The organism is Sphingobacterium psychroaquaticum, assembly GCF_004421025.1.
Classification (GTDB): Bacteria; Bacteroidota; Bacteroidia; order Sphingobacteriales; family Sphingobacteriaceae; genus Sphingobacterium; species Sphingobacterium psychroaquaticum.
In genome coordinates, this window is record NZ_CP038029.1 from 19982 (window position 1) to 44652 (window position 24671).

Annotated in this window: 12 protein-coding genes, 4 tRNA genes and 6 rRNA genes; 13 read left to right on the forward strand and 9 right to left on the reverse strand. The window is 44.6% G+C overall.

The genetic code is table 11. The features are described 5' to 3' along the window. Window positions 1–19 precede the first annotated feature (19 nt). From E2P86_RS00110 to E2P86_RS00120, 3 genes are all read right to left on the reverse strand, one after another. Entirely contained in the window at window positions 20–622 is a 603-nt protein-coding gene (locus E2P86_RS00110) for a trimeric intracellular cation channel family protein (protein WP_085473399.1), read from the reverse strand. Between the two features lie 117 nt (window positions 623–739). Continuing rightward, a complete protein-coding gene (locus E2P86_RS00115) occupies window positions 740–2497 on the reverse strand; it encodes a M56 family metallopeptidase (protein WP_134429939.1) in 1758 nt (585 codons plus the stop codon). A gap of 3 nt (window positions 2498–2500) precedes the next feature. Beyond that, the gene (locus E2P86_RS00120; protein ID WP_317128137.1) at window positions 2501–2863 is read right to left on the reverse strand and encodes a BlaI/MecI/CopY family transcriptional regulator; all 363 of its coding nucleotides are present in this window, start codon (window positions 2861–2863) and stop codon (window positions 2501–2503) included. Window positions 2864–5038: 2175 nt separating this feature from the next. On the opposite strand from E2P86_RS00120, the gene E2P86_RS00125 reads away from it, so the two are divergent. The 10 genes from E2P86_RS00125 (at window position 5039) to rrf (E2P86_RS00170) (ending at window position 16968) form a co-directional block, all read left to right on the forward strand. Further along, window positions 5039–6568 (forward strand): 16S ribosomal RNA (locus E2P86_RS00125). A gap of 123 nt (window positions 6569–6691) precedes the next feature. Next, window positions 6692–6768: transfer RNA gene (locus E2P86_RS00130), tRNA-Ile, on the forward strand. Between the two features lie 6 nt (window positions 6769–6774). Next, window positions 6775–6848: transfer RNA gene (locus E2P86_RS00135), tRNA-Ala, on the forward strand. 193 nt (window positions 6849–7041) lie between these two features. Further along, window positions 7042–9926: ribosomal RNA gene (locus tag E2P86_RS00140) — 23S ribosomal RNA — on the forward strand. A 100-nt stretch (window positions 9927–10026) separates the two neighbouring features. Beyond that, window positions 10027–10138, forward strand: a 5S ribosomal RNA gene (gene rrf / locus E2P86_RS00145). 1730 nt (window positions 10139–11868) lie between these two features. Continuing rightward, a 16S ribosomal RNA gene (locus E2P86_RS00150) occupies window positions 11869–13398 on the forward strand. A 123-nt stretch (window positions 13399–13521) separates the two neighbouring features. Further along, window positions 13522–13598, forward strand: a tRNA-Ile gene (locus tag E2P86_RS00155). Between the two features lie 6 nt (window positions 13599–13604). Further along, window positions 13605–13678: transfer RNA gene (locus tag E2P86_RS00160), tRNA-Ala, on the forward strand. A gap of 193 nt (window positions 13679–13871) precedes the next feature. Then, window positions 13872–16756: ribosomal RNA gene (locus tag E2P86_RS00165) — 23S ribosomal RNA — on the forward strand. A gap of 100 nt (window positions 16757–16856) precedes the next feature. Beyond that, a 5S ribosomal RNA gene (gene rrf, locus E2P86_RS00170) occupies window positions 16857–16968 on the forward strand. The 16S, 23S and 5S rRNA genes sit together here with 4 tRNA genes alongside, the layout of an rRNA operon. Window positions 16969–17220: 252 nt before the next feature. Here rrf (E2P86_RS00170) and E2P86_RS00175 read toward each other — a convergent pair. After that, entirely contained in the window at window positions 17221–17604 is a 384-nt protein-coding gene (locus tag E2P86_RS00175) for an SRPBCC domain-containing protein (RefSeq protein WP_134429945.1), read from the reverse strand. A 57-nt stretch (window positions 17605–17661) separates the two neighbouring features. Between E2P86_RS00175 and E2P86_RS00180 the strand changes: the two genes are divergently transcribed. After that, window positions 17662–19032 carry a methyltransferase RsmF C-terminal domain-like protein gene (locus E2P86_RS00180; RefSeq protein ID WP_134429948.1) on the forward strand — a complete coding sequence of 457 codons (1371 nt, stop codon included), beginning with the start codon at window positions 17662–17664 and terminating at the stop codon, window positions 19030–19032. Here E2P86_RS00180 and coaBC read toward each other — a convergent pair. Genes coaBC through E2P86_RS00195 form a run of 3 tightly spaced genes read right to left on the reverse strand, consistent with a single transcriptional unit; the run spans window position 19019 to window position 21519 of the window. After that, window positions 19019–20230, reverse strand: coding sequence for a bifunctional phosphopantothenoylcysteine decarboxylase/phosphopantothenate--cysteine ligase CoaBC (gene coaBC, locus E2P86_RS00185; protein ID WP_085473963.1), 1212 nt, complete (start codon window positions 20228–20230; stop codon window positions 19019–19021). The genes E2P86_RS00180 and coaBC overlap by 14 nt on opposite strands. A 9-nt stretch (window positions 20231–20239) precedes the next feature. Next, the gene (locus E2P86_RS00190; protein WP_085473964.1) at window positions 20240–20569 is read right to left on the reverse strand and encodes a DNA-directed RNA polymerase subunit omega; all 330 of its coding nucleotides are present in this window, start codon (window positions 20567–20569) and stop codon (window positions 20240–20242) included. Window positions 20570–20595: 26 nt separating this feature from the next. Continuing rightward, window positions 20596–21519 (reverse strand): outer membrane protein assembly factor BamD, encoded by a 924-nt coding sequence (locus E2P86_RS00195; protein WP_085473965.1) that lies wholly within the window; start codon window positions 21517–21519, stop codon window positions 20596–20598. A 227-nt stretch (window positions 21520–21746) separates the two neighbouring features. Here E2P86_RS00195 and E2P86_RS00200 point away from each other — a divergent pair, with 227 nt between their 5' ends. Together E2P86_RS00200 and E2P86_RS00205 are read left to right on the forward strand one after the other, a co-directional pair. Next, window positions 21747–22022, forward strand: coding sequence for a NifU family protein (locus E2P86_RS00200; protein ID WP_085473966.1), 276 nt, complete (start codon window positions 21747–21749; stop codon window positions 22020–22022). Between the two features lie 55 nt (window positions 22023–22077). Continuing rightward, window positions 22078–22725 carry a peptidase associated/transthyretin-like domain-containing protein gene (locus tag E2P86_RS00205; protein WP_134429951.1) on the forward strand — a complete coding sequence of 216 codons (648 nt, stop codon included), beginning with the start codon at window positions 22078–22080 and terminating at the stop codon, window positions 22723–22725. A gap of 26 nt (window positions 22726–22751) precedes the next feature. Here E2P86_RS00205 and E2P86_RS00210 read toward each other — a convergent pair whose 3' ends face one another. After that, window positions 22752–23984: an FtsX-like permease family protein gene (locus E2P86_RS00210; protein ID WP_134429954.1), complete on the reverse strand. Its 1233-nt coding sequence runs from the start codon at window positions 23982–23984 to the stop codon at window positions 22752–22754. A gap of 9 nt (window positions 23985–23993) precedes the next feature. After that, the gene (locus E2P86_RS00215; RefSeq protein ID WP_085473969.1) at window positions 23994–24635 is read right to left on the reverse strand and encodes an MBL fold metallo-hydrolase; all 642 of its coding nucleotides are present in this window, start codon (window positions 24633–24635) and stop codon (window positions 23994–23996) included. Window positions 24636–24671: the final 36 nt, after the last annotated feature.

The window sequence follows — 24671 nt, forward strand, 5'->3', positions numbered from 1 at the left end:
AGATTACTTCCCTTTTTTGTTAACCACCAACAACCGGCAGTGAAAACTTATATTTTACCGCGAGTATACGGATGATAAATATTACAGAAGCGGAAAGGAATGTGTTTACACCAGGGTCTACATTTAGTGACCCTAACGCTACATATAAGATCGCGCCAGAGAGACAGGCGGTAGCATAAATTTCCTTACGAAATATTAACGGCGTCTCATTCATTAAGGTGTCCCGAATTACACCGCCCATTACAGAAGAGAACATGCCCAAAATCACTGCGGCAGGAACCGAACTGTCGTGTAATAAGGATTTTTGAACACCCACGATACAAAAAAAGCCGATACCGATGGCATCAAAGAATGTGAGCGTTCGTGCTAAACGATCGAGTCTTTTGTTCGCAACAATAGATATAAAAACACCAATTAGAATAGCAATAAGATAATTTCCATCATCGACCCAAATCGGCCGTAGGTTTAAAAAGACATCGCGTAGGGAACCACCCCCAATGGCCGTGACAAAGCCCGTGAAAGTTGCCCCAAATACATCAATACCCTTTCGGTTGGCAGCCATTGCTCCAGATATGGCAAATACCATAGTTCCCAATAAGTCGATCGAGTAGATTATATCCATATGTATAGTTGCTACATTACAATATTACAAAAAAAAGAGAGTATCAGTATTGATACCCTCTAATTAAACAGGCATATAGCATGGAATTACTGAATGCTGTTTTTATCTTAGTTAATGTTATTTTTCGCTGGTGCGATCTTTCTTTTTTGGAGGAACAGGAAGGCCGTCCATATTGATGTTAAAGTTCTTAAGATCCAAAGATTCTAGCACATCTGTAGTGATTGTAATACTCTTTGCAGTAATGTCATTTATTTTCGCCTCCCATTCCGGAGAATTATAGTAAATTTCTATTTTTTTTGCGGCTGCTTCGGCTTGGCGCGCCGCATTTTCTTCTATCTTGGTCACTTTGCTTTTCCATTCCGGACTGCTGTAGTAGAATGAAATGTGTTTAGCTGCCGCTTCAGCGTGACGCGTTGCGTTTTCTTCTATTTTGGCTATTTTCGCTTTCCATTCCGGAGAATTGTAGTATGCTTCAATTTCTTTTCCCCGAGCTTTGACATCACGTGCTTTTTCTTCTATTTTAGCTATTTTCGCTTTCCATTCCGGAGAGTTGTAGTACGCTTCAATTTCTCTTCCCCGAGCCTCGGCGTCACGTGCTTTTTCTTCTATCTTGGTTATTTTTGCTTTCCACTCGGGTGAGTTATAGTAGGCTTCGATTTTCTGTGCCTGGCTATCGGTCAGTTTATTTAGACGTTCCGCTAGTTCGGGCGAGATAATATGAAGGCTGTCGTTTTTTATGATTTTTTCTTTAGTTGTGTCTTGCACGAAAACCTCCGTACGAGTTGTATTTGTCGTGGTATCTGCGGACAGAATAGTATCATTCGATTTTACGGTAGTACTATCATTGCAACATTCTTTCAATAAATCCGTATGTGGATTTTTCTCCGGGGCAATCCAAGCGATTGTTGTGAAAGCTAAGGTACTGAGTCCTAGAGCAACGAGATGTTGTCTAATATTGGTATATTTCTTTTCCATTTTTGTAATGCGTTTAATACGGTGTAATAAATGTTGTTGCTGTTTACCCGTTGCCGCCATAGCATAAGAGGCAGCAATTGGTTCTTTTAACGTTTGTAGCGAAAAAAGTGCTTGCGCATACGTGATAGGAGAGGAGATGTGTGTAACAACAACATCATCACAAGCATGTTCACGCTCTGTTTGTATATGTTTCGTTAACAACCATACGAAGGGGTTGAAAAACAAAAGGGTTTCGATAACGACATTTACCAGGTTGTATAAGTAGTCATTTCTTTTAATATGTGCCAGTTCGTGTAATAAAATCGCTTCTACTTGTTGTAGGTCCATTTGATTTGCTAACGCAAAAGGAAAAAGGACAATAGGCTTAAAATGCCCGATCGTGAGTGGAACAGATATTTTAGTAGAGAGAAATAAACCAACATCTTTCTGGATAGAAAGCGAACTTTTGATTTTTTCAAAGGCGATGGTCCAAGCGATAGGCGTGTCCGATAAACCTTTACGACGAAGATAGGTCATCCTGGAATAGCCGTTCGAAAAAACAACTAACTGGATCAACAGTCCGATTATATACAAAGAGGTAAACCAAGGAAACAAGATCTCAAAAGTGTGTCGGACATTTTGGCTATCTGTAAGGTATGGAGCAAGAGCGATGTAGGTCTCTAAATCCTCCTTTTTCATGAATAAGGCCGGGATATTGATGTAGTACAAAAAGGTGCTTATGAACAACCCTAAAAGAATAACCTGACCAAGAAATGAAGCATTATACTTGTGTCGTGCGGATAGGTTAGGGGTCATCATGAAGGTTATACGTAAGATCGTATAAAGTGCCGCCCCCTGCCAGAGCGAGTGTAAGATTGACCACCCGATGGCCGTCGTGAAATTGTTTAAGAGCTGTTCCATAGCTTACGAATTTTCAAGGTTCTCTAAATACTGTTTGATTGCATTTAGCTCCTCTTTGCTTGTTCGATTATTTCCTAATGCTTGCATCACTAATCTAGATGTTGATCCATTATATACGGTGTCGATCATTTTGTCCAAAAAATTATGCTGCGTTTGTTCTTCGTTTATAAGCGCTTTATATATATGTGTTTTGGCGCTAGTATCCCGGTCCACCATTTTTTTGTCTAGCATTATCTGCATAAGCTTTAAAATCGTGGTATAACCAACGGCTTTGCTATCCAGGCACTCATATACTTCTCTAACACTACAGTGCCCCTTTTTCCAAAGAACCTGTAGGATTTCCATTTCACTATCTGTTGGTTTCATATTCATCTACGAATGTTTTCGTATTCAAATCTACGAAGCTTTTCGTAATATCAAAATTTTTTTAACTTTTTTTCTTTATTTCATCTTAGATATTCTAAAAAGGAGTAGAGAATGGTTCATTGATAGAATGCGTTTAGATAGTAGTTGGTAAGGATTAGTTTGTGATTGGTAGTTTATAGAGAGGAGAGTATGTTGTTGATGGTTTATAGTTGATAGGGATTAATTTGTGATTGGTAGGGGGTAGATTATAGTTGGTGGTCGTCATCCCGGCGCTAGGAGGGATCTAAGTACTATATCAAAAAAGAACCTATTCAGATGCATTTAATCATACATAGAGAGTGGACTTGTTGCTAATAAGATTGACAATCCGCTGGCGCGAGCTTTTAGCTCGTGTCCCAATCAAAAAGCCGAGCTATAAGTGCCTGCGGTAGGCAGGTTCGAACTAGCGAGGTGTGTCATTGACATGAGGTAGTCTGCGATAAGCAGGTTTGTAACGCGCGCATAACAAGTGATCGTCATCCCGACGCTAGGAGGGATCCACGGACTATATCAAAAAAGAACCTATTCAGATGCATTTAATCATACATAGAGAGTGGACTTGTTGCTAATAAGATTGACAATCCGCTGGCGCGAGCTTTTAGCTCGTGTCCCAATCAAAAAGCCGAGCTATAAGTGCCTGCGGTAGGCAGGTTCGAACTAGCGAGGTGTGTCATTGACATGAGGTAGTCTGCGATAAGCAGGTTTGTAACGCGCGCATAACAAGTGATCGTCATCCCGACGCTAGGAGGGATCCACGGACTATATCATTAAGAACTATCCAGATGCATTTAATTATACATAAAGACTAGACTTGCTACGAATAAGATTGCCAATTCGCTGGCGCGAGCTTTTAGCTCGTGTCCAAATCAAAAAGCCGAGCTACAAGTGCCTGCGGTAGGCAGGTTCGAACTAGCGAGCTGTGTCATTGCCATGAGGCTATCTGCTATAGACAGGTTTGTAACGCGCGCATAACAAGTGGTCGTCATCCCGACGCTAAGAGGGGTCCACGGACTATATCAATAAGAACGATCCAGATCTATTAATCAGACATAAAGATTATACTTGCTGTGAATAAGATTGCCAATTCGCTGGCGCGAGCTTTTAGCTCGTGTCCCAATCAAAAGGCCGAGCTACAAGCGCCTGCGGTAGGCAGGTTCGAACGAGCGAGGTGTGTCATTGCCATGAGGCAGTCTGCGATAAGCAGGTTTGTAACGCGCGCATAACAAGTGATCGTCATCCCGACGCTAGGAGGGATCTAAGTACTATATCAATAAGAACGATGTAGATCTATTAATCATACCTAAAGACTAGACTAGTTGCTGATAAGATTGCCACAGCTTCGTAATGGTGTGGTAAAACTGATTGTCCTCGCGCGCAGGCACAACGCGACAACCCTTATTAGGATCCTTTTAATATTTCTCCAACCTTTTGTCCTTATTCTTTTCTAAATACTCTCTTCCTTTAAAACTATTATCCATGAACGTCCCCCTATATTCCCATGCCCCTTTCTACAATCATAAACTACGATCTACGAACCATACTCTACGAACTACTTTCTACAAACTACCTACTACGAACCACCAACTACAAAAATATCCACCACGCTTACAGCGCGTTATGCAGCATCTCAAAAAAAGACCCAACAAAGTCTTGGAAGGAATAGGTAAAGTTTTCTACCTTTGCACCACTCCGCAAGGGAGGAACGATTGAAATAGAGGTCAAAAACGAGGTTACCGAGCACATAGAGCGAGGTTTTACCGAATTTTTGGAAAGCGGGAAGGTCAAAATAAAAATCATTTTTATTTTGGTAATCCAAAAAGCTTTTCTACCTTTGCAGTCCCAACCGATAGGAAGGGTATCCCAACCGAAACTTACCGACTCCGGTAAGCCGAAAACAAGGAACACAAACAAGATAGGTCAAGCCTGAAAAGGCAAGATATAGAAGCCAAAGCGCGACGCGGCGGCGAGAGCAGTTCTTTAAGAAAATGATATCATGTAGCGTAACGAGTAGTTGAATTTTTGTTCAGCGAAAGTTAACAAAAAACAAAATCAACCTTAGTCAATTCGGATTAGATATTAATACAAGACAATTCTAATTATTTTGATAAATAGTTAGGTGTCGAACAATTCATTTTTACAATGGAGAGTTTGATCCTGGCTCAGGATGAACGCTAGCGGCAGGCCTAATACATGCAAGTCGAACGGGATCCAGGGTGAAGCTTGCTTCATTCTGGTGAGAGTGGCGCACGGGTGCGTAACGCGTGAGCAACCTACCCATATCAGGGGGATAGCCCGGCGAAAGTCGGATTAACACCGCATAACAATGTTTGATCGCATGGTCGGACATTTAAATATTTATAGGATATGGATGGGCTCGCGTGACATTAGCTAGTTGGTAAGGTAACGGCTTACCAAGGCGACGATGTCTAGGGGCTCTGAGAGGAGAATCCCCCACACTGGTACTGAGACACGGACCAGACTCCTACGGGAGGCAGCAGTAAGGAATATTGGTCAATGGAGGGAACTCTGAACCAGCCATGCCGCGTGCAGGATGACTGCCCTATGGGTTGTAAACTGCTTTTGTCGAGGAATAAACCTACTTACGTGTAAGTAGCTGAATGTACTCGAAGAATAAGGATCGGCTAACTCCGTGCCAGCAGCCGCGGTAATACGGAGGATCCGAGCGTTATCCGGATTTATTGGGTTTAAAGGGTGCGTAGGCGGCCCATTAAGTCAGGAGTGAAAGACGGCAGCTCAACTGTCGCAGTGCTCTTGATACTGATGGGCTTGAATGTCGCTGAAGATGGCGGAATGAGACAAGTAGCGGTGAAATGCATAGATATGTCTCAGAACTCCGATTGCGAAGGCAGCTATCTAAACGATAATTGACGCTGATGCACGAAAGCGTGGGGATCAAACAGGATTAGATACCCTGGTAGTCCACGCCCTAAACGATGATAACTCGATGTTTGCGATATACAGTAAGCGTCCCAGCGAAAGCGTTAAGTTATCCACCTGGGGAGTACGCCCGCAAGGGTGAAACTCAAAGGAATTGACGGGGGCCCGCACAAGCGGAGGAGCATGTGGTTTAATTCGATGATACGCGAGGAACCTTACCCGGGCTTGAAAGTTAGTGACGGATGCAGAGACGCATCCTTCCTTCGGGACACGAAACTAGGTGCTGCATGGCTGTCGTCAGCTCGTGCCGTGAGGTGTTGGGTTAAGTCCCGCAACGAGCGCAACCCCTATGTTTAGTTGCCAGCATGTAATGGTGGGGACTCTAAACAGACTGCCTGCGCAAGCAGTGAGGAAGGCGGGGACGACGTCAAGTCATCATGGCCCTTACGTCCGGGGCTACACACGTGCTACAATGGATGGTACAGCGGGCAGCTACACAGCAATGTGATGCTAATCTCTAAAAGCCATTCACAGTTCGGATCGGGGTCTGCAACTCGACCCCGTGAAGTTGGATTCGCTAGTAATCGCGTATCAGCAATGACGCGGTGAATACGTTCCCGGGCCTTGTACACACCGCCCGTCAAGCCATGAAAGTTGGGGGTGCCTAAAGCATGTAACCGCAAGGAGCGTGTTAGGGCAAAACCGATAATTGGGGCTAAGTCGTAACAAGGTAGCCGTACCGGAAGGTGCGGCTGGAATACCTCCTTTCTAGAGTATCCGGAATGATGCTCGTTACGCCACACATGATTCATAGGAAAGAAACACATTAAGAAGAAAGTGCCCATCCCTAAGGGGTTTCGGTCACCGAGAGAAAGATGAGAAGTAATAGCTAGTCCCGTAGCTCAGTTGGTTAGAGCACTACACTGATAATGTAGGGGTCAGCAGTTCAAATCTGCTCGGGACTACCATCACACGGGGAATTAGCTCAGCTGGCTAGAGCACCTGCCTTGCACGCAGGGGGTCAACGGTTCGAATCCGTTATTCTCCACTATCTTTGGACGCTGTTTGTACATATATAGTATATAGGTACAGATGGACTGTTCGAAAAGAAAAGTTCTTTGACATATTGGAAGAAAGAAGACACAAGAGAAAACAACAGTAGTGTCCGTTATTAACTAATCGTAGAGGTTAGCTAGGGCGGCACGAAAAGCAACTCATGCTTAGCAAAAGGAGCATGGGTGAAGAAAGTAAATAAGGGCACACGGGGGATGCCTAGGCTCTCAGAGGCGATGAAGGACGTGATAAGCTGCGATAAGCTTCGGGGATTGGCAAATGCGATTTGATCCGAAGATTTCCGAATGGGGCAACCTAACATACTGAAGGTATGTTGTATAATACGCGAACGCGCCGAACTGAAACATCTAAGTAAGCGTAGGAGAAGAAAATAATAATGATTTCCCAAGTAGTGGCGAGCGAACGGGAAAGAGCCCAAACCGGTATTGTTACGGCAATACCGGGGTTGTAGGACCACGATATTGTATTGTCGCTATGAACTGGAAGCAGGTGGGAAACTGCGCGATATGGGTGACAGCCCCGTACAGGTAAAGAATGACAGCATAGTGGTATCCTGAGTACCGCGGGACCGGAGAAATCCTGTGGGAATCCACCAGCACCATCTGGTAAGGCTAAATACTCCTGAGAGACCGATAGTGAACCAGTACCGTGAGGGAAAGGTGAAAAGAACCTCGAACAGAGGAGTGAAAAGAACCTGAAACCGTGTGCTTACAAGCGGTCGGAGCTGGCAGGTCCAGTGACGGCGTGCCTTTTGCATAATGAGCCTACGAGTTACTCTTTACTGGCAAGGTTAAGTGGTTCAGCCACGCAGCCGAAGCGAAAGCGAGTCTGAATAGGGCGCATAGTCAGTAGAGGTAGACGCGAAACCTTGTGATCTACCCTTGGGCAGGTTGAAGTTGCAGTAACATGTAATGGAGGACCGAACCGATAAACGTTGAAAAGTTTCCGGATGACCTGAGGGTAGGGGTGAAAGGCCAATCAAACTGGGAAATAGCTCGTACTCCCCGAAATGTTTTTAGGAACAGCGTGGATATAAAGTCTAGCAGAGGTAGAGCTACCGATTGGGTGCGGGGGAGTCAAATCCTACCAAATCCAGACGAACTCCGAATGCTGTTAGATATGATCTGCAGTGAGGCTTTGGGTGCTAAGGTCCAAGGCCGAGAGGGAAAGAACCCAGACCATCAGCTAAGGTCCCCAAATGTAGTCTAAGTTGAACTAACGAGGTCCGGTTGCCCAGACAGCTAGGATGTTGGCTTGGAAGCAGCCATTCATTTAAAGAGTGCGTAACAGCTCACTAGTCGAGCGGCCGGGCGTGGATAATAAACGGGCATCAAGATTACTACCGAAGCTATGGATTTGTAACATTGGTTACATCTGGTAGGGGAGCATTCTATGGTGGGTGAAGCAGCATGGTAATGTGCTGTGGACAGCATAGAAAAGCAAATGTAGGCATAAGTAACGATAAGGCGGGTGAGAAACCCGCCCACCGAAAGACTAAGGTTTCCTGATCAACGCTAATCGGATCAGGGTTAGTCGGGGCCTAAGGCGCATCCGAAAGGAGGTAGCCGATGGACAACTGGTTAATATTCCAGTACTTTTTATAACTGCGATGTGGTGACGGAGTAGTGACACTGCCGCGAACTGACGGAATAGTTCGTTGAAAGGCGTAGGTATAGGGACGGTAGGCAAATCCGCCGACCCTGCTGAAACCCAATAGTACAGCAAAGCTTCGGTGGCGCTGATAGAGCAGGTAAACAGACTTCCAAGAAAACCCGCTAAGCTTCAGGTTATAAAAACCCGTACCGTAAACCGACACAGGTAGTCGAGGAGAGAATCCTAAGGTGCTCGAGTGAATCATGGCTAAGGAACTCGGCAAAATGGCCCTGTAACTTCGGGAGAAGGGGCGCTTCCTCTAGAGATAGAGAAGCCGCAGTGAAAAGGCCCAGGCGACTGTTTAGCAAAAACATATGGCTTTGCGAAATCGAAAGATGAAGTATAAGGCCTGACACCTGCCCGGTGCTGGAAGGTTAAGAGGGGATGTCATCGCAAGAGAAGCATTGAATCGAAGCCCCAGTAAACGGCGGCCGTAACTATAACGGTCCTAAGGTAGCGAAATTCCTTGTCGGGTAAGTTCCGACCTGCACGAATGGTGTAACGATCTGGGCGCTGTCTCAGCCATGAGCTCGGTGAAATTGTGGTATCGGTGAAGACGCCGGTTACCCGCAACGGGACGGAAAGACCCCATGCACCTTCACTATAGCTTAACATTGGAATTGGGTACAGGATGTGTAGGATAGGCGGGAGATGTTGAAGCGGCTTCGCTAGGAGTCGTGGAATCAACCTTGAAATACCGCCCTTTCTGTATTCGGTTTCTAACTCGATCTTATCGAGGACATTGTTTGGTGGGTAGTTTGACTGGGGTGGTCGCCTCCAAAAAGGTAACGGAGGCTTTCAAAGGTAAGCTCAGTACGCTTGGTAACCGTACGTGGAGTGCAATGGCATAAGCTTGCTTGACTGTGAGACCAACAAGTCGACCAGGGTCGAAAGACGGACATAGTGATCCGGTGGTTCTGTATGGAAGGGCCATCGCTCAAAGGATAAAAGGTACGCTGGGGATAACAGGCTGATCTCCCCCAAGAGCTCATATCGACGGGGAGGTTTGGCACCTCGATGTCGGCTCGTCACATCCTGGGGCTGGAGAAGGTCCCAAGGGTTGGGCTGTTCGCCCATTAAAGTGGCACGCGAGCTGGGTTCAGAACGTCGCGAGACAGTTCGGTCCCTATCTGTTGTGGGCGTTGGAAGTTTGAGTGGATCTGACCTTAGTACGAGAGGACCGGGTTGGACAGACCGCTGGTGAACCTGTTATGCCGCCAGGTGTACGGCAGGGTAGCTACGTCTGGAATAGATAAGCGCTGAAAGCATCTAAGTGCGAAACTAGCCACGAGATGAGACTTCCTTATAGGGTCGTTGGAGATGACAACGTTGATAGGCTATAGGTGTAAAGGTTGAGAGACCAAAGCCGAGTAGTACTAATAGCCCGAAGCTTTCTACAGCGATAGAAACACTGTTGTTTTCTTACTTGTTTCCCTTCTTTCTTCCTGATATGTTATTTGGTTGTTTGTTTAAATTTTATAGCAAGCACATAAAGATATTCAGGTGCCTATATCGGCGGTGTCTACCTCTTCCCATTCCGAACAGAGAAGTCAAGCCCGCCAGAGCCGATGGTATTGCCGTAACAGGTGGGAGAGTAGGTCGGCGCCTAATTTTATACGAAAGCCCCTTCAGGAAACTGGAGGGGCTTTTTTGGTTGCTAGTGGGTAGATCGTAGATTGTAGAAAGTAGTTCATAGATAGTAGTTCTTAGGCTTTGGTTTATGGAAAGTAGTTCGTAGTTCATAGCAGTATAGCCTGTAAAGAACCAACCATAAACTACGATCTAACAACTACCTCCGACTATGATCCAACAACTATCAACTACGAACTACCCCCAACTACAGACGATCAATTAGCAACGTCAGGGATGTTCGTTGATCGTAAGGGTTAGGTTGATCTAAAATTAAGGCATTTGGACCTAAGGCAATCGCTATCCTGTCATCCCGACACTAGGAGGGTCCACGGACTATATCAATAAGAACGATGTAGATCTATTAATTATACATAAAGACTAGACTTGTTGCTAATAAGATTGCCAATTCGCTGGCGCGAGCTTTTAGCTCGTGTCCAGATCAAAAAGCCGAGCTACAAGTGCCTGCGGTAGGCAGGTTCGAACTAGCGAGGTGTGTCATTGACATGAGGCTATCTGCTATAGACAGGTTTGTAACGCGCGCATAACAAGTGGTCGTCATCCCGACGCTAAGAGGGGTCCACGGACTATATCAATAAGAACGATCCAGATCTATTAATCAGACATAAAGATTATACTTGCTGTGAATAAGATTGCCAATTCGCTGGCGCGAGCTTTTAGCTCGTGTCCCAATCAAAAGGCCGAGCTACAAGCGCCTGCGGTAGGCAGGTTCGAACGAGCGAGGTGTGTCATTGCCATGAGGCAGTCTGCGATAAGCAGGTTTGTAACGCGCGCATAACAAGTGATCGTCATCCCGACGCTAGGAGGGATCTAAGTACTATATCAATAAGAACGATGTAGATCTATTAATCATACCTAAAGACTAGACTAGTTGCTGATAAGATTGCCACAGCTTCGTAATGGTGTGGTAAAACTGATTGTCCTCGCGCGCAGGCACAACGCGACAACCCTTATTAGGATCCTTTTAATATTTCTCCAACCTTTTGTCCTTATTCTTTTCTAAATACTCTCTTCCTTTAAAACTATTATCCATGAACGTCCCCCTATATTCCCATGCCCCTTTCTACAATCATAAACTACGATCTACGAACCATACTCTACGAACTACTTTCTACAAACTACCTACTACGAACCACCAACTACAAAAATATCCACCACGCTTACAGCGCGTTATGCAGCATCTCAAAAAAAGACCCAACAAAGTCTTGGAAGGAATAGGTAAAGTTTTCTACCTTTGCACCACTCCGCAAGGGAGGAACGATTGAAATAGAGGTCAAAAACGAGGTTACCGAGCACATAGAGCGAGGTTTTACCGAATTTTTGGAAAGCGGGAAGGTCAAAATAAAAATCATTTTTATTTTGGTAATCCAAAAAGCTTTTCTACCTTTGCAGTCCCAACCGATAGGAAGGGTATCCCAACCGAAACTTACCGACTCCGGTAAGCCGAAAACAAGGAACACAAACAAGATAGGTCAAGCCTGAAAAGGCAAGATATAGAAGCCAAAGCGCGACGCGGCGGCGAGAGCAGTTCTTTAAGAAAATGATATCATGTAGCGTAACGAGTAGTTGAATTTTTGTTCAGCGAAAGTTAACAAAAAACAAAATCAACCTTAGTCAATTCGGATTAGATATTAATACAAGACAATTCTAATTATTTTGATAAATAGTTAGGTGTCGAACAATTCATTTTTACAATGGAGAGTTTGATCCTGGCTCAGGATGAACGCTAGCGGCAGGCCTAATACATGCAAGTCGAACGGGATCCAGGGTGAAGCTTGCTTCATTCTGGTGAGAGTGGCGCACGGGTGCGTAACGCGTGAGCAACCTACCCATATCAGGGGGATAGCCCGGCGAAAGTCGGATTAACACCGCATAACAATGTTTGATCGCATGGTCGGACATTTAAATATTTATAGGATATGGATGGGCTCGCGTGACATTAGCTAGTTGGTAAGGTAACGGCTTACCAAGGCGACGATGTCTAGGGGCTCTGAGAGGAGAATCCCCCACACTGGTACTGAGACACGGACCAGACTCCTACGGGAGGCAGCAGTAAGGAATATTGGTCAATGGAGGGAACTCTGAACCAGCCATGCCGCGTGCAGGATGACTGCCCTATGGGTTGTAAACTGCTTTTGTCGAGGAATAAACCTACTTACGTGTAAGTAGCTGAATGTACTCGAAGAATAAGGATCGGCTAACTCCGTGCCAGCAGCCGCGGTAATACGGAGGATCCGAGCGTTATCCGGATTTATTGGGTTTAAAGGGTGCGTAGGCGGCCCATTAAGTCAGGAGTGAAAGACGGCAGCTCAACTGTCGCAGTGCTCTTGATACTGATGGGCTTGAATGTCGCTGAAGATGGCGGAATGAGACAAGTAGCGGTGAAATGCATAGATATGTCTCAGAACTCCGATTGCGAAGGCAGCTATCTAAACGATAATTGACGCTGATGCACGAAAGCGTGGGGATCAAACAGGATTAGATACCCTGGTAGTCCACGCCCTAAACGATGATAACTCGATGTTTGCGATATACAGTAAGCGTCCCAGCGAAAGCGTTAAGTTATCCACCTGGGGAGTACGCCCGCAAGGGTGAAACTCAAAGGAATTGACGGGGGCCCGCACAAGCGGAGGAGCATGTGGTTTAATTCGATGATACGCGAGGAACCTTACCCGGGCTTGAAAGTTAGTGACGGATGCAGAGACGCATCCTTCCTTCGGGACACGAAACTAGGTGCTGCATGGCTGTCGTCAGCTCGTGCCGTGAGGTGTTGGGTTAAGTCCCGCAACGAGCGCAACCCCTATGTTTAGTTGCCAGCATGTAATGGTGGGGACTCTAAACAGACTGCCTGCGCAAGCAGTGAGGAAGGCGGGGACGACGTCAAGTCATCATGGCCCTTACGTCCGGGGCTACACACGTGCTACAATGGATGGTACAGCGGGCAGCTACACAGCAATGTGATGCTAATCTCTAAAAGCCATTCACAGTTCGGATCGGGGTCTGCAACTCGACCCCGTGAAGTTGGATTCGCTAGTAATCGCGTATCAGCAATGACGCGGTGAATACGTTCCCGGGCCTTGTACACACCGCCCGTCAAGCCATGAAAGTTGGGGGTGCCTAAAGCATGTAACCGCAAGGAGCGTGTTAGGGCAAAACCGATAATTGGGGCTAAGTCGTAACAAGGTAGCCGTACCGGAAGGTGCGGCTGGAATACCTCCTTTCTAGAGTATCCGGAATGATGCTCGTTACGCCACACATGATTCATAGGAAAGAAACACATTAAGAAGAAAGTGCCCATCCCTAAGGGGTTTCGGTCACCGAGAGAAAGATGAGAAGTAATAGCTAGTCCCGTAGCTCAGTTGGTTAGAGCACTACACTGATAATGTAGGGGTCAGCAGTTCAAATCTGCTCGGGACTACCATCACACGGGGAATTAGCTCAGCTGGCTAGAGCACCTGCCTTGCACGCAGGGGGTCAACGGTTCGAATCCGTTATTCTCCACTATCTTTGGACGCTGTTTGTACATATATAGTATATAGGTACAGATGGACTGTTCGAAAAGAAAAGTTCTTTGACATATTGGAAGAAAGAAGACACAAGAGAAAACAACAGTAGTGTCCGTTATTAACTAATCGTAGAGGTTAGCTAGGGCGGCACGAAAAGCAACTCATGCTTAGCAAAAGGAGCATGGGTGAAGAAAGTAAATAAGGGCACACGGGGGATGCCTAGGCTCTCAGAGGCGATGAAGGACGTGATAAGCTGCGATAAGCTTCGGGGATTGGCAAATGCGATTTGATCCGAAGATTTCCGAATGGGGCAACCTAACATACTGAAGGTATGTTGTATAATACGCGAACGCGCCGAACTGAAACATCTAAGTAAGCGTAGGAGAAGAAAATAATAATGATTTCCCAAGTAGTGGCGAGCGAACGGGAAAGAGCCCAAACCGGTATTGTTACGGCAATACCGGGGTTGTAGGACCACGATATTGTATTGTCGCTATGAACTGGAAGCAGGTGGGAAACTGCGCGATATGGGTGACAGCCCCGTACAGGTAAAGAATGACAGCATAGTGGTATCCTGAGTACCGCGGGACCGGAGAAATCCTGTGGGAATCCACCAGCACCATCTGGTAAGGCTAAATACTCCTGAGAGACCGATAGTGAACCAGTACCGTGAGGGAAAGGTGAAAAGAACCTCGAACAGAGGAGTGAAAAGAACCTGAAACCGTGTGCTTACAAGCGGTCGGAGCTGGCAGGTCCAGTGACGGCGTGCCTTTTGCATAATGAGCCTACGAGTTACTCTTTACTGGCAAGGTTAAGTGGTTCAGCCACGCAGCCGAAGCGAAAGCGAGTCTGAATAGGGCGCATAGTCAGTAGAGGTAGACGCGAAACCTTGTGATCTACCCTTGGGCAGGTTGAAGTTGCAGTAACATGTAATGGAGGACCGAACCGATAAACGTTGAAAAGTTTCCGGATGACCTGAGGGTAGGGGTGAAAGGCCAATCAAACTGGGAAATAGCTCGTACTCCCCGAAATGTTTTTAGGAACAGCGTGGATATAAAGTCTAGCAGAGGTAGAGCTACCGATTGGGTGCGGGGGAGTCAAATCCTACCAAATCCAGACGAACTCCGAATGCTGTTAGATATGATCTGCAGTGAGGCTTTGGGTGCTAAGGTCCAAGGCCGAGAGGGAAAGAACCCAGACCATCAGCTAAGGTCCCCAAATGTAGTCTAAGTTGAACTAACGAGGTCCGGTTGCCCAGACAGCTAGGATGTTGGCTTGGAAGCAGCCATTCATTTAAAGAGTGCGTAACAGCTCACTAGTCGAGCGGCCGGGCGTGGATAATAAACGGGCATCAAGATTACTACCGAAGCTATGGATTTGTAACATTGGTTACATCTGGTAGGGGAGCATTCTATGGTGGGTGAAGCAGCATGGTAATGTGCTGTGGACAGCATAGAAAAGCAAATGTAGGCATAAGTAACGATAAGGCGGGTGAGAAACCCGCCCACCGAAAGACTAAGGTTTCCTGATCAACGCTAATCGGATCAGGGTTAGTCGGGGCCTAAGGCGCATCCGAAAGGAGGTAGCCGATGGACAACTGGTTAATATTCCAGTACTTTTTATAACTGCGATGTGGTGACGGAGTAGTGACACTGCCGCGAACTGACGGAATAGTTCGTTGAAAGGCGTAGGTATAGGGACGGTAGGCAAATCCGCCGACCCTGCTGAAACCCAATAGTACAGCAAAGCTTCGGTGGCGCTGATAGAGCAGGTAAACAGACTTCCAAGAAAACCCGCTAAGCTTCAGGTTATAAAAACCCGTACCGTAAACCGACACAGGTAGTCGAGGAGAGAATCCTAAGGTGCTCGAGTGAATCATGGCTAAGGAACTCGGCAAAATGGCCCTGTAACTTCGGGAGAAGGGGCGCTTCCTCTAGAGATAGAGAAGCCGCAGTGAAAAGGCCCAGGCGACTGTTTAGCAAAAACATATGGCTTTGCGAAATCGAAAGATGAAGTATAAGGCCTGACACCTGCCCGGTGCTGGAAGGTTAAGAGGGGATGTCATCGCAAGAGAAGCATTGAATCGAAGCCCCAGTAAACGGCGGCCGTAACTATAACGGTCCTAAGGTAGCGAAATTCCTTGTCGGGTAAGTTCCGACCTGCACGAATGGTGTAACGATCTGGGCGCTGTCTCAGCCATGAGCTCGGTGAAATTGTGGTATCGGTGAAGACGCCGGTTACCCGCAACGGGACGGAAAGACCCCATGCACCTTCACTATAGCTTAACATTGGAATTGGGTACAGGATGTGTAGGATAGGCGGGAGATGTTGAAGCGGCTTCGCTAGGAGTCGTGGAATCAACCTTGAAATACCGCCCTTTCTGTATTCGGTTTCTAACTCGATCTTATCGAGGACATTGTTTGGTGGGTAGTTTGACTGGGGTGGTCGCCTCCAAAAAGGTAACGGAGGCTTTCAAAGGTAAGCTCAGTACGCTTGGTAACCGTACGTGGAGTGCAATGGCATAAGCTTGCTTGACTGTGAGACCAACAAGTCGACCAGGGTCGAAAGACGGACATAGTGATCCGGTGGTTCTGTATGGAAGGGCCATCGCTCAAAGGATAAAAGGTACGCTGGGGATAACAGGCTGATCTCCCCCAAGAGCTCATATCGACGGGGAGGTTTGGCACCTCGATGTCGGCTCGTCACATCCTGGGGCTGGAGAAGGTCCCAAGGGTTGGGCTGTTCGCCCATTAAAGTGGCACGCGAGCTGGGTTCAGAACGTCGCGAGACAGTTCGGTCCCTATCTGTTGTGGGCGTTGGAAGTTTGAGTGGATCTGACCTTAGTACGAGAGGACCGGGTTGGACAGACCGCTGGTGAACCTGTTATGCCGCCAGGTGTACGGCAGGGTAGCTACGTCTGGAATAGATAAGCGCTGAAAGCATCTAAGTGCGAAACTAGCCACGAGATGAGACTTCCTTATAGGGTCGTTGGAGATGACAACGTTGATAGGCTATAGGTGTAAAGGTTGAGAGACCAAAGCCGAGTAGTACTAATAGCCCGAAGCTTTCTACAGCGATAGAAACACTGTTGTTTTCTTACTTGTTTCCCTTCTTTCTTCCTGATATGTTATTTGGTTGTTTGTTTAAATTTTATAGCAAGCACATAAAGATATTCAGGTGCCTATATCGGCGGTGTCTACCTCTTCCCATTCCGAACAGAGAAGTCAAGCCCGCCAGAGCCGATGGTATTGCCGTAACAGGTGGGAGAGTAGGTCGGCGCCTAATTTTATACGAAAGCCCCTTCAGGAAACTGGAGGGGCTTTTTTGGTTGCTAGTGGGTAGATCGTAGATTGTAGAAAGTAGTTCATAGATAGTAGTTCTTAGGCTTTGGTTTATGGAAAGTAGTTCGTAGTTCATAGCAGTATAGCCTGTAAAGAACCAACCATAAACTACGATCTAACAACTACCTCCGACTATGATCCAACAACTATCAACAACGAACTACCCCAACTACAGACGATTAATTAACAACGTCAATTACTCTTCTTCGTAAAACTCTAATAGACTCGCGATATAAGTTTCCTCCCAACCGGCTGTGATATCATCAAAGGCCTCATCTGGAATATTCGTATGGTTTATTTCGAACGATGTACCTTTTTTATGCTCATGAAGTTTCAATGTAACTATAGATGGTTCCTCTTGATCGCCGAAATACCATTGTTGTACGATCTTTTTATATGGTTCTAGTGTTATAAAGCGTCCCTCTATTCCTCCGTCCCATAACGAGAATTCACCCCCTTCTTGCGGGTCTATCGATACAACATCACCAGTCCATAAACGAGCTGTTATTTCGGTAGTCAATGCTTTATAAATGTCCTCCGGTGGAGCAGGAATAATACAATATTTTTTAAAATCTTTCATTTTTTTGTTTTGCTATTTCTGGATTATGGTAAATTTACGGAGAATTATAGATATAGCATGGGTAATTTTCTACCAAACGAACTAATAGAGCGTTTAAGGAGCCGTACAGACTTCGATAGTGAGGCTTTTGCTGAAATACATCAACGGGGAGACAAAGTGACCTCTGTGCGCTTAAATCCTGCAAAACCGGCTAAGCTTGATTTAGCCCTCTCAGAAACTATTCCTTGGTGTAAGGAAGGATATTATTTAACGGACAGGCCTGTTTTTACCTTGGATCCCTTGTATCATGCAGGAACGTACTATGTGCAAGAGGCCTCTTCCATGTTTGTTTCATATATAATACGAGCGCTTGGATTGGATCACAAAGAAGATGTCCGGGCATTAGATCTATGTGCCGCGCCAGGAGGTAAATCTACCCTGTTGAATAGCGTCTTGAACAACTCGTCATTATTGGTCTCCAATGAAGTTATAAAAAGTAGAGCACTGATTTTGGTTGACAACCTGGTTCGCTGGGGAAACCCAAATGTTGTGGTAACAAATAACGATCCATCTGCTTTTAGCCGTTTACCTGGTTACTTTGATGTAATGGTTGTGGATGCTCCATGTTCTGGTTCTGGAATGTTCCGGAAAGATCCGGGAGCGATTGATGAATGGTCTTTAGCAAATGTTAAACTTTGTAGTGATCGTCAGAGACGTATTTTAGCTGATGCACAAGCCTGTTTGAAGACCGATGGCTATTTAATCTATTCCACATGTTCGTATTCGGAAGAAGAGAATGAAGATATAGTGGATTGGCTTATCACTACGCACGGATTCGAATCTGTCTCGGTTGATATTGAAGATTCCTGGGGAATTACTAAAACCAGGAGTCGAGGAAAACAGGGCGTGGGATATCGTTTTTATCCACACCAAGTGAAGGGAGAAGGTTTCTTTTTATCGGTGTTACGGAAAAAGACTTCTGAGGAAACTTTTTCACGGAGAAAGATAAAGAAGGAGAAAAGTGACGTACCAAAGGGATCTATTGATAAATGGGTTAAGGATCCTTCTTTATTTTATACATTTATGCAAGGCGATAATATTCATATCGTTCCGAAGGAAATGGAGGAAGACCTTGCTATTATACGCAGTGTACTTTATCTCAAAAATGCAGGAACTAATGTTGGGAAATGGTCTGGCAGAGAATTGATTCCGGCACATGATCTAGCGCTAAGTAACCATATTAATATGGGGGTTGAAGCGCAAGAGGTTGACCTGGATAGTGCATTAAACTTTTTGCGGAAGGAAACGATTGATATTGATTTGTTTTCAAATACTAAAAACGGTTGGTGTCTTGTACGCTATCGAGGTATTAACTTGGGCTGGGTGAAAGTGCTTTCAAATCGGATAAATAATTATTATCCGAAGGAAATTCGGATTATGAATTTATAGATTGTTGGTGCTCCACAATAATAGTGGCTAGGTCACTCGCTACTTCTGTCTTATCCTTTAGCGGAAAGGTTGAAGTATGTCCCGATTTGCTAATTATCGTTACTTTATTTGTATCGTGTGCGAAACCAGCGCCCTCATCCTCCATTGTATTGAGAACAATAAAGTCTAAGTTTTTACGTGAAAGCTTACTTTTTGCGTTTTCTATGGCATTGTTTGTTTCCAAAGCAAAGCCCACTAACGTTTGTTTAACACTCTTTTTTTGTCCTAATGTAGCCAGGATATCTGTTGTCTTCGTTAAGTCGATCTGAAAACTGTTTTCTTTTTTCTTGATCTTTTGCGTTGCAACTTCCACAGGTGTATAGTCAGCTACAGCAGCGCTCATAACGATAATGTCGGCGAGCTCAAAATACGCATTACAAGCGTTAAGCATATCGCTCGCAGAGGTTACATCTACTCTAGTAACACCTTTTGGAGTCTCTAGAGCTGTTGGGCCACTTACTAAAACAACATCAGCGCCTAGAGCAGAAAGCGTATTGGCGATTGCATAGCCCATTTTCCCACTCGAGTGATTGCCGATAAAACGAACCGGGTCGATCGCTTCATAGGTTGGGCCTGCGGACACCAGGGCTTTCTTACCCTTTAAAGGAAGTACTTCATTAAAAAGCTGTTGAATTTTTTCTACGATTTCTTCCGGCTCTGCCAGGCGTCCCTGACCAATTAAGCCACTGGCGAGCTCGCCATCGGTCGGTTCTATCAAGATGTTTCCGTCGCGCTGTAGGAACTCGATGTTACGCTGTGTCGCTGGGTGCTTCCACATATCTAAATCCATGGCAGGAGCAAACATTACTGGGCACCTTGCAGAAAGGTATGTCGCGAGCAAAAGATTATCACAAATACCGTTTGCCATTTTGCTTAAGGTGTTGGCCGAAGCAGGAGCAACGAGTAGTAGGTCTGCTTGCAAGCCAAGCGCTACATGATTGTGCCATTGACCCGATTGTGAATCGAAATAAGCAGAAAGGACCGGATTTTTTGATAAAGTCGCTAGGGTAAGCGGGGTAATGAAGTTCTGTGCATCAGGGGTCATTATTACCTGCACCTGGGCATTCTCTTTAACCAATAGGCGAATCAGAGATGCAATTTTGTATGCGGCAATACTGCCGCATACACCAATTACAATATTTTTGCCCTGTAAAGACATCTGTCTCGTTTATTCTTGCTCTTTAGATGGGTTTCTAAAGTAAATTTTGTCATTAAGAAACTCGTCAACAGCGATCAACGATGACTTAGGCATACGCTCGTAGTGTTTAGAAATTTCAATTTGTTCACGGTTTTCAAATACCTCTTCCAAATTGTCATTGTTACTTGCAAACTCAGCAAGCTTACCATTTAGTTCTTCTTTGATGTCAACAGCAATTTGATTTGCACGCTTTGAAATCACAACAATAGACTCGTAAATATTCTCAGTCCCTTTGTCCAATTGTCTTAAATCACGTGTTACTGTTGAATTTGGAACAGAAGTGTTTTTATTTTGACTCATTTTAAAATGTATTATGAATTTCTAATTTATTCTTTTGCTGAAGCTTTTTCTTTCGCTTCTGCCTCTTCTTTGGTGATACCCAATTCTCGTTGCTGATCTTCGCGTATCTTATTAATTTCGTTCATGCGTTTTACGACATAAGCGATTTGTTTTTCTGCACTCGACCTAAGATCGTCAGCTTCTTTTTTGTATTTGCTATTCGGATAGTGCTCTACAAAAGACTGGTAATAGTCAATCGCTTCATTGTATCTCACTTCTTGACGGAAAGGCATACTGTTTTGTGCAAACAAATATTGAGCCTTAACGATTAAAAATTCGATCTCCTCTGCATATTTCGTGTCCGGATATTCGCGAAGCATGTTTTCAAAAGCGATAACAGCGGCGCGGTAATCATCCGGCTGTCCCATATCGAAATACAATTTCGCATTAGCAAAAGCCTTTTGCTCTAGTTTGTCGCGAAGCCCTTGTATTAAATCTCCCGCTTCCTTTGCTTTTGCTCCGTCCGGATATAAGTTGATAAACAACTGCAATTCGTCGATAGCTTTTCTCGTGTTCTCCTGGTCTAACGATGAGCGAGGAGAGTCCAAGTAAAAGCAGTAAGCAGACATGAAACGACATTCTTCTGCGCGGGGACTATTTGGATACGTGCTCGCAAAGTTCTTGAAGGAGAAACGTGCCGAAGTATAATCTCGAAGACGGTAGTTCGTATAAGCCGTATAATAATATAGATCTTCCGCTTCGGATTGCCCTCTATATTTTATCATAAGGTCATCAAAAAGAACCAAAGCTTTGGTATATTTTTTCTTCTCGTACAACTTGACGGCTTCTTGATACTTCATTGCAATATTATTGCTTGCACGAAGTTTCTCAAACTTGCTCTTGCAGCTTGAAACAGAAACAACAATGGCAACGCCTGCCAATAACGATACTATACGTCTATTTAAAAACATTTTACAAAGATACGTGAAATTCAAATAAGATTCAATTAATTTTTAGAGGGGAAAGATACAGGTATTATAAACCTAAACCTACTCGTTTGGAGTGCTTTAACATTCTTTAACCCTGTTTAAGGGAGGTGTGTCAATGGAATGTTGAAATTGCGCCCTATTGTTTAGGTCAAACCGCATTTTTTTAATAAATTGATTATCTTTACAAAGAATTTATTTTATATAGAAAAATGACATTACACGAGCGAGTAGAACAAGCATTGGATACGATTCGTCCCTATTTAGAGACGGATGGTGGTAACGTAAGTATTGAGGAAATTACTCCAGATAATGTAGTTCGGTTAAAATTGCTGGGAACATGTGCGAGTTGTTCGATGAGCATAATGACTTTCAAGGCGGGATTAGAGCAAGCGATTAAGAAAGCAGTGCCAGAGATTACAGGTGTTGAAGCGATCAACTTAACAGACATGAACGATCCCAACGCGATTACACCAGGGCAAATCTAGTAAGGTTAACACAATTTAACAGCCTTCTTTATAGGAGATTGTATAATTTTGGAGCATGACAGGACGATTAGTTATTCTCTTCATGGTGGTTTTCTTTTTAAGTGCTATTCATGCGCAAGGACAAGAAAAGAAAATTTTGCAGTTCAGTGGACTTATAAGTTCAGTTGGAGGAGAACTCCCTGTTCCTTTTGTAACGGTTACTAACGTCAGCTACAATAACCAGGCGCATGCTGCGAACAATGAAGGTTTCTTTTCTTTTGTTGCTCATGCTGGTGATACGATTCGTTTTACATCTGTTGGTTTTGATCCATTAGAATATGTAATTCCGTTTACAAACTCAGATAAATATACAGCAAGAATTAGTATGAAAAGTCTCGTTATTGAACTTCCTGCTGTCATGCCTTACCCCTGGGCAAGTATCGAAGAGTTTAATATTGCTTTCTTAGCGTTGAATGTAAATGACGACGATGCTTCTCGTATAAAAAGAAACCTTTGTCCAGAAGCGCTTGCCGCTCTTGCCGCTACAGTTCCGCGTAGCGCAGAAGAAATTCAAACATTTAACTCCATGCAGCGTCATATTAATATGACGAATAAAAACATCAATCAACGCTATGCAAACCCGTTATTGAGTCCTTTTGCATGGGGATCGTTCATCAACTCTATCGTTAAAGGAGACTACAGTAGAAAGCGCTTGCAGTATTAGTCCTGATAGCCTCGTTTTCCTATACCCTATATTTTCGTGTCGTTTTTGATTTCGCGCACGCTCAAATGAGCCGCGAGATAAGAGACAAATGTTGCGACCACCATAACGGTAATAAATACAATGACAAAGTCCATAGTTCGAATGTCCACGGGGTAGACATCCATAATCGCATTCGCGCCTTCTCCAGTCGTAATAAAACCATATTTTTCTTGAAACAAGCAAAAGAGTAAACCCAAGGCAATACCTATTACTCCCCCAAGAAATGCGATCATGACGCCTTCGTAAAAGAAGATCCGCTGTATGAGGTTTTTGTTTGCGCCGAGGCTTTGTAAAACCAGCATATCTTCTTTTTTGTCGATAACGAGCATGGTAAGAGAACCAATAATATTGAAGATGGCAATAATGCCAATAATGGTAAGGATAAAGAAAACGATCCATTTCTCGGAACGGACAGTTTTGTATAATAACGGGTTTTGTTGCTCTCGATCCTTCACCTTAAATGTGTCGCCAAGTGCCGTCTGTATCTCTTTCTTTAAGCCTTGTACCGTAGAGGAGTCTTTTGTGTAGATCTCTATAGCCGACACATTTTTGTGCTCATTGAGTAGGTCTCGGGCAAAGGGAAGCGGTGTGATAATAAGATTATCGTACCCTTGTTGATATTGTAGTACGCCACGAGGCGAAATGCTTCTGATATTGATCTCATCCATAGGGTTAACACTACTGCCCGCCTGGACACCTTTGCGCGGAGAGAAAAGCTGTATGGTATTGTCAATCCCTTCTATCGGGACACGAAGGTTGGATTGAATCTGAGCACCTATTATGGCATACGGAATGCTATCCGGATAAATATCAAAGTCGCCGGCATAGAGCATGTTTTCATGGTCAACAGCCAATAAGCTTGCCGGTTCGACCCCCTTTACCTGTGCTATGAATTGATGGTTATCATACTGGATCAGTATTTTGTCTTCAAGGACCTCCGTATAACTTTGAATCTTATTATTTTTGCGCAGATCGTCGAAAAAAGGCTGTTTGGTCGAAAAAACTTTCCCTTCCGCAGGCTCAATACGTAACTCTGGCGCAAAAGTACTGTAGAGCGATAAGATGAGCTTCTCCATCCCATTGTAAAAGGAGAGTACGATAACCAACGCTGCGCTACTAACAAGTACTCCAATAACACTGATGGAGGAAATGATATTAATAGCATTGACTGATTTTTTAGAAAACAGGTAGCGTATGGCAAAGAAAAAAGGAAGCTTCATATCGTTTGTTTAACCTCTAACAAAAGGGTTTGTTTCTTTTTCGTATCCTACTGTTGTTGTTGGGCCATGACCAGGGTACACGACCGTGTTGTCAGGAAGTGTATAAACTTCTTTTTTTATACTATCCAGAAGTAGTTGATGGTTTCCTCCTGGTAAATCAGTCCTTCCAATACTGTTTCTGAACAATACGTCGCCACCAATTAAAAAACCATAATCCGCAGAATAGAAACATAAGTGAGCGGGGGAGTGCCCCGGAACAAATAATGTTTTTAAAATATGGCTACCGATGGTAATTTCAGATCCTTCTTGCAGAAATGCTTCTGGAATGGGAGAAACTTCATAACGGATACCATACATCGGCGCATAGTTTTGTACGGCAACTAAAGTGGGCACCTCGCCCTCATGGAGTTGTGGCATTAGTCCATATTGTTCAAAAATAAAACGATTTCCTAGAACATGGTCTACATGACAATGGGTATTTACGAGCGCAACAGGTGTTAACTTTTGATCGGTGATAAACTGAGTAAGCTCTTGTTCTTCCTGCGTAGAAGATGTCCCCGGATCAAATATAGCGCAGTTGCCGATTTCGTCATACACGATATACGTGTTTTCTTGAAACGGATTAAACGTAAATGTTTGTATTTTTAACATATATCAAAGATACTGAGATAAATTTAAACTTAAGGA

Excerpts from the sequence above, each read along its gene's own strand:
- E2P86_RS00110 (WP_085473399.1), bottom strand. The coding sequence starts at position 622 with ATGGATATAATCTACTCGATCGACTTATTGGGAACTATGGTATTTGCC.
- E2P86_RS00200 (WP_085473966.1), top strand. The coding sequence starts at position 21,747 with ATGACATTACACGAGCGAGTAGAACAAGCATTGGATACGATTCGTCCC.
- E2P86_RS00115 (WP_134429939.1), bottom strand. The coding sequence starts at position 2,497 with ATGGAACAGCTCTTAAACAATTTCACGACGGCCATCGGGTGGTCAATC.
- E2P86_RS00195 (WP_085473965.1), bottom strand. The coding sequence starts at position 21,519 with ATGTTTTTAAATAGACGTATAGTATCGTTATTGGCAGGCGTTGCCATT.
- E2P86_RS00205 (WP_134429951.1), top strand. The coding sequence starts at position 22,078 with ATGACAGGACGATTAGTTATTCTCTTCATGGTGGTTTTCTTTTTAAGT.
- coaBC (WP_085473963.1), bottom strand. The coding sequence starts at position 20,230 with ATGTCTTTACAGGGCAAAAATATTGTAATTGGTGTATGCGGCAGTATT.
- E2P86_RS00215 (WP_085473969.1), bottom strand. The coding sequence starts at position 24,635 with ATGTTAAAAATACAAACATTTACGTTTAATCCGTTTCAAGAAAACACG.
- E2P86_RS00120 (WP_317128137.1), bottom strand. The coding sequence starts at position 2,863 with ATGAAACCAACAGATAGTGAAATGGAAATCCTACAGGTTCTTTGGAAA.
- E2P86_RS00210 (WP_134429954.1), bottom strand. The coding sequence starts at position 23,984 with ATGAAGCTTCCTTTTTTCTTTGCCATACGCTACCTGTTTTCTAAAAAA.
- E2P86_RS00175 (WP_134429945.1), bottom strand. The coding sequence starts at position 17,604 with ATGAAAGATTTTAAAAAATATTGTATTATTCCTGCTCCACCGGAGGAC.
- E2P86_RS00190 (WP_085473964.1), bottom strand. The coding sequence starts at position 20,569 with ATGAGTCAAAATAAAAACACTTCTGTTCCAAATTCAACAGTAACACGT.
- E2P86_RS00180 (WP_134429948.1), top strand. The coding sequence starts at position 17,662 with ATGGGTAATTTTCTACCAAACGAACTAATAGAGCGTTTAAGGAGCCGT.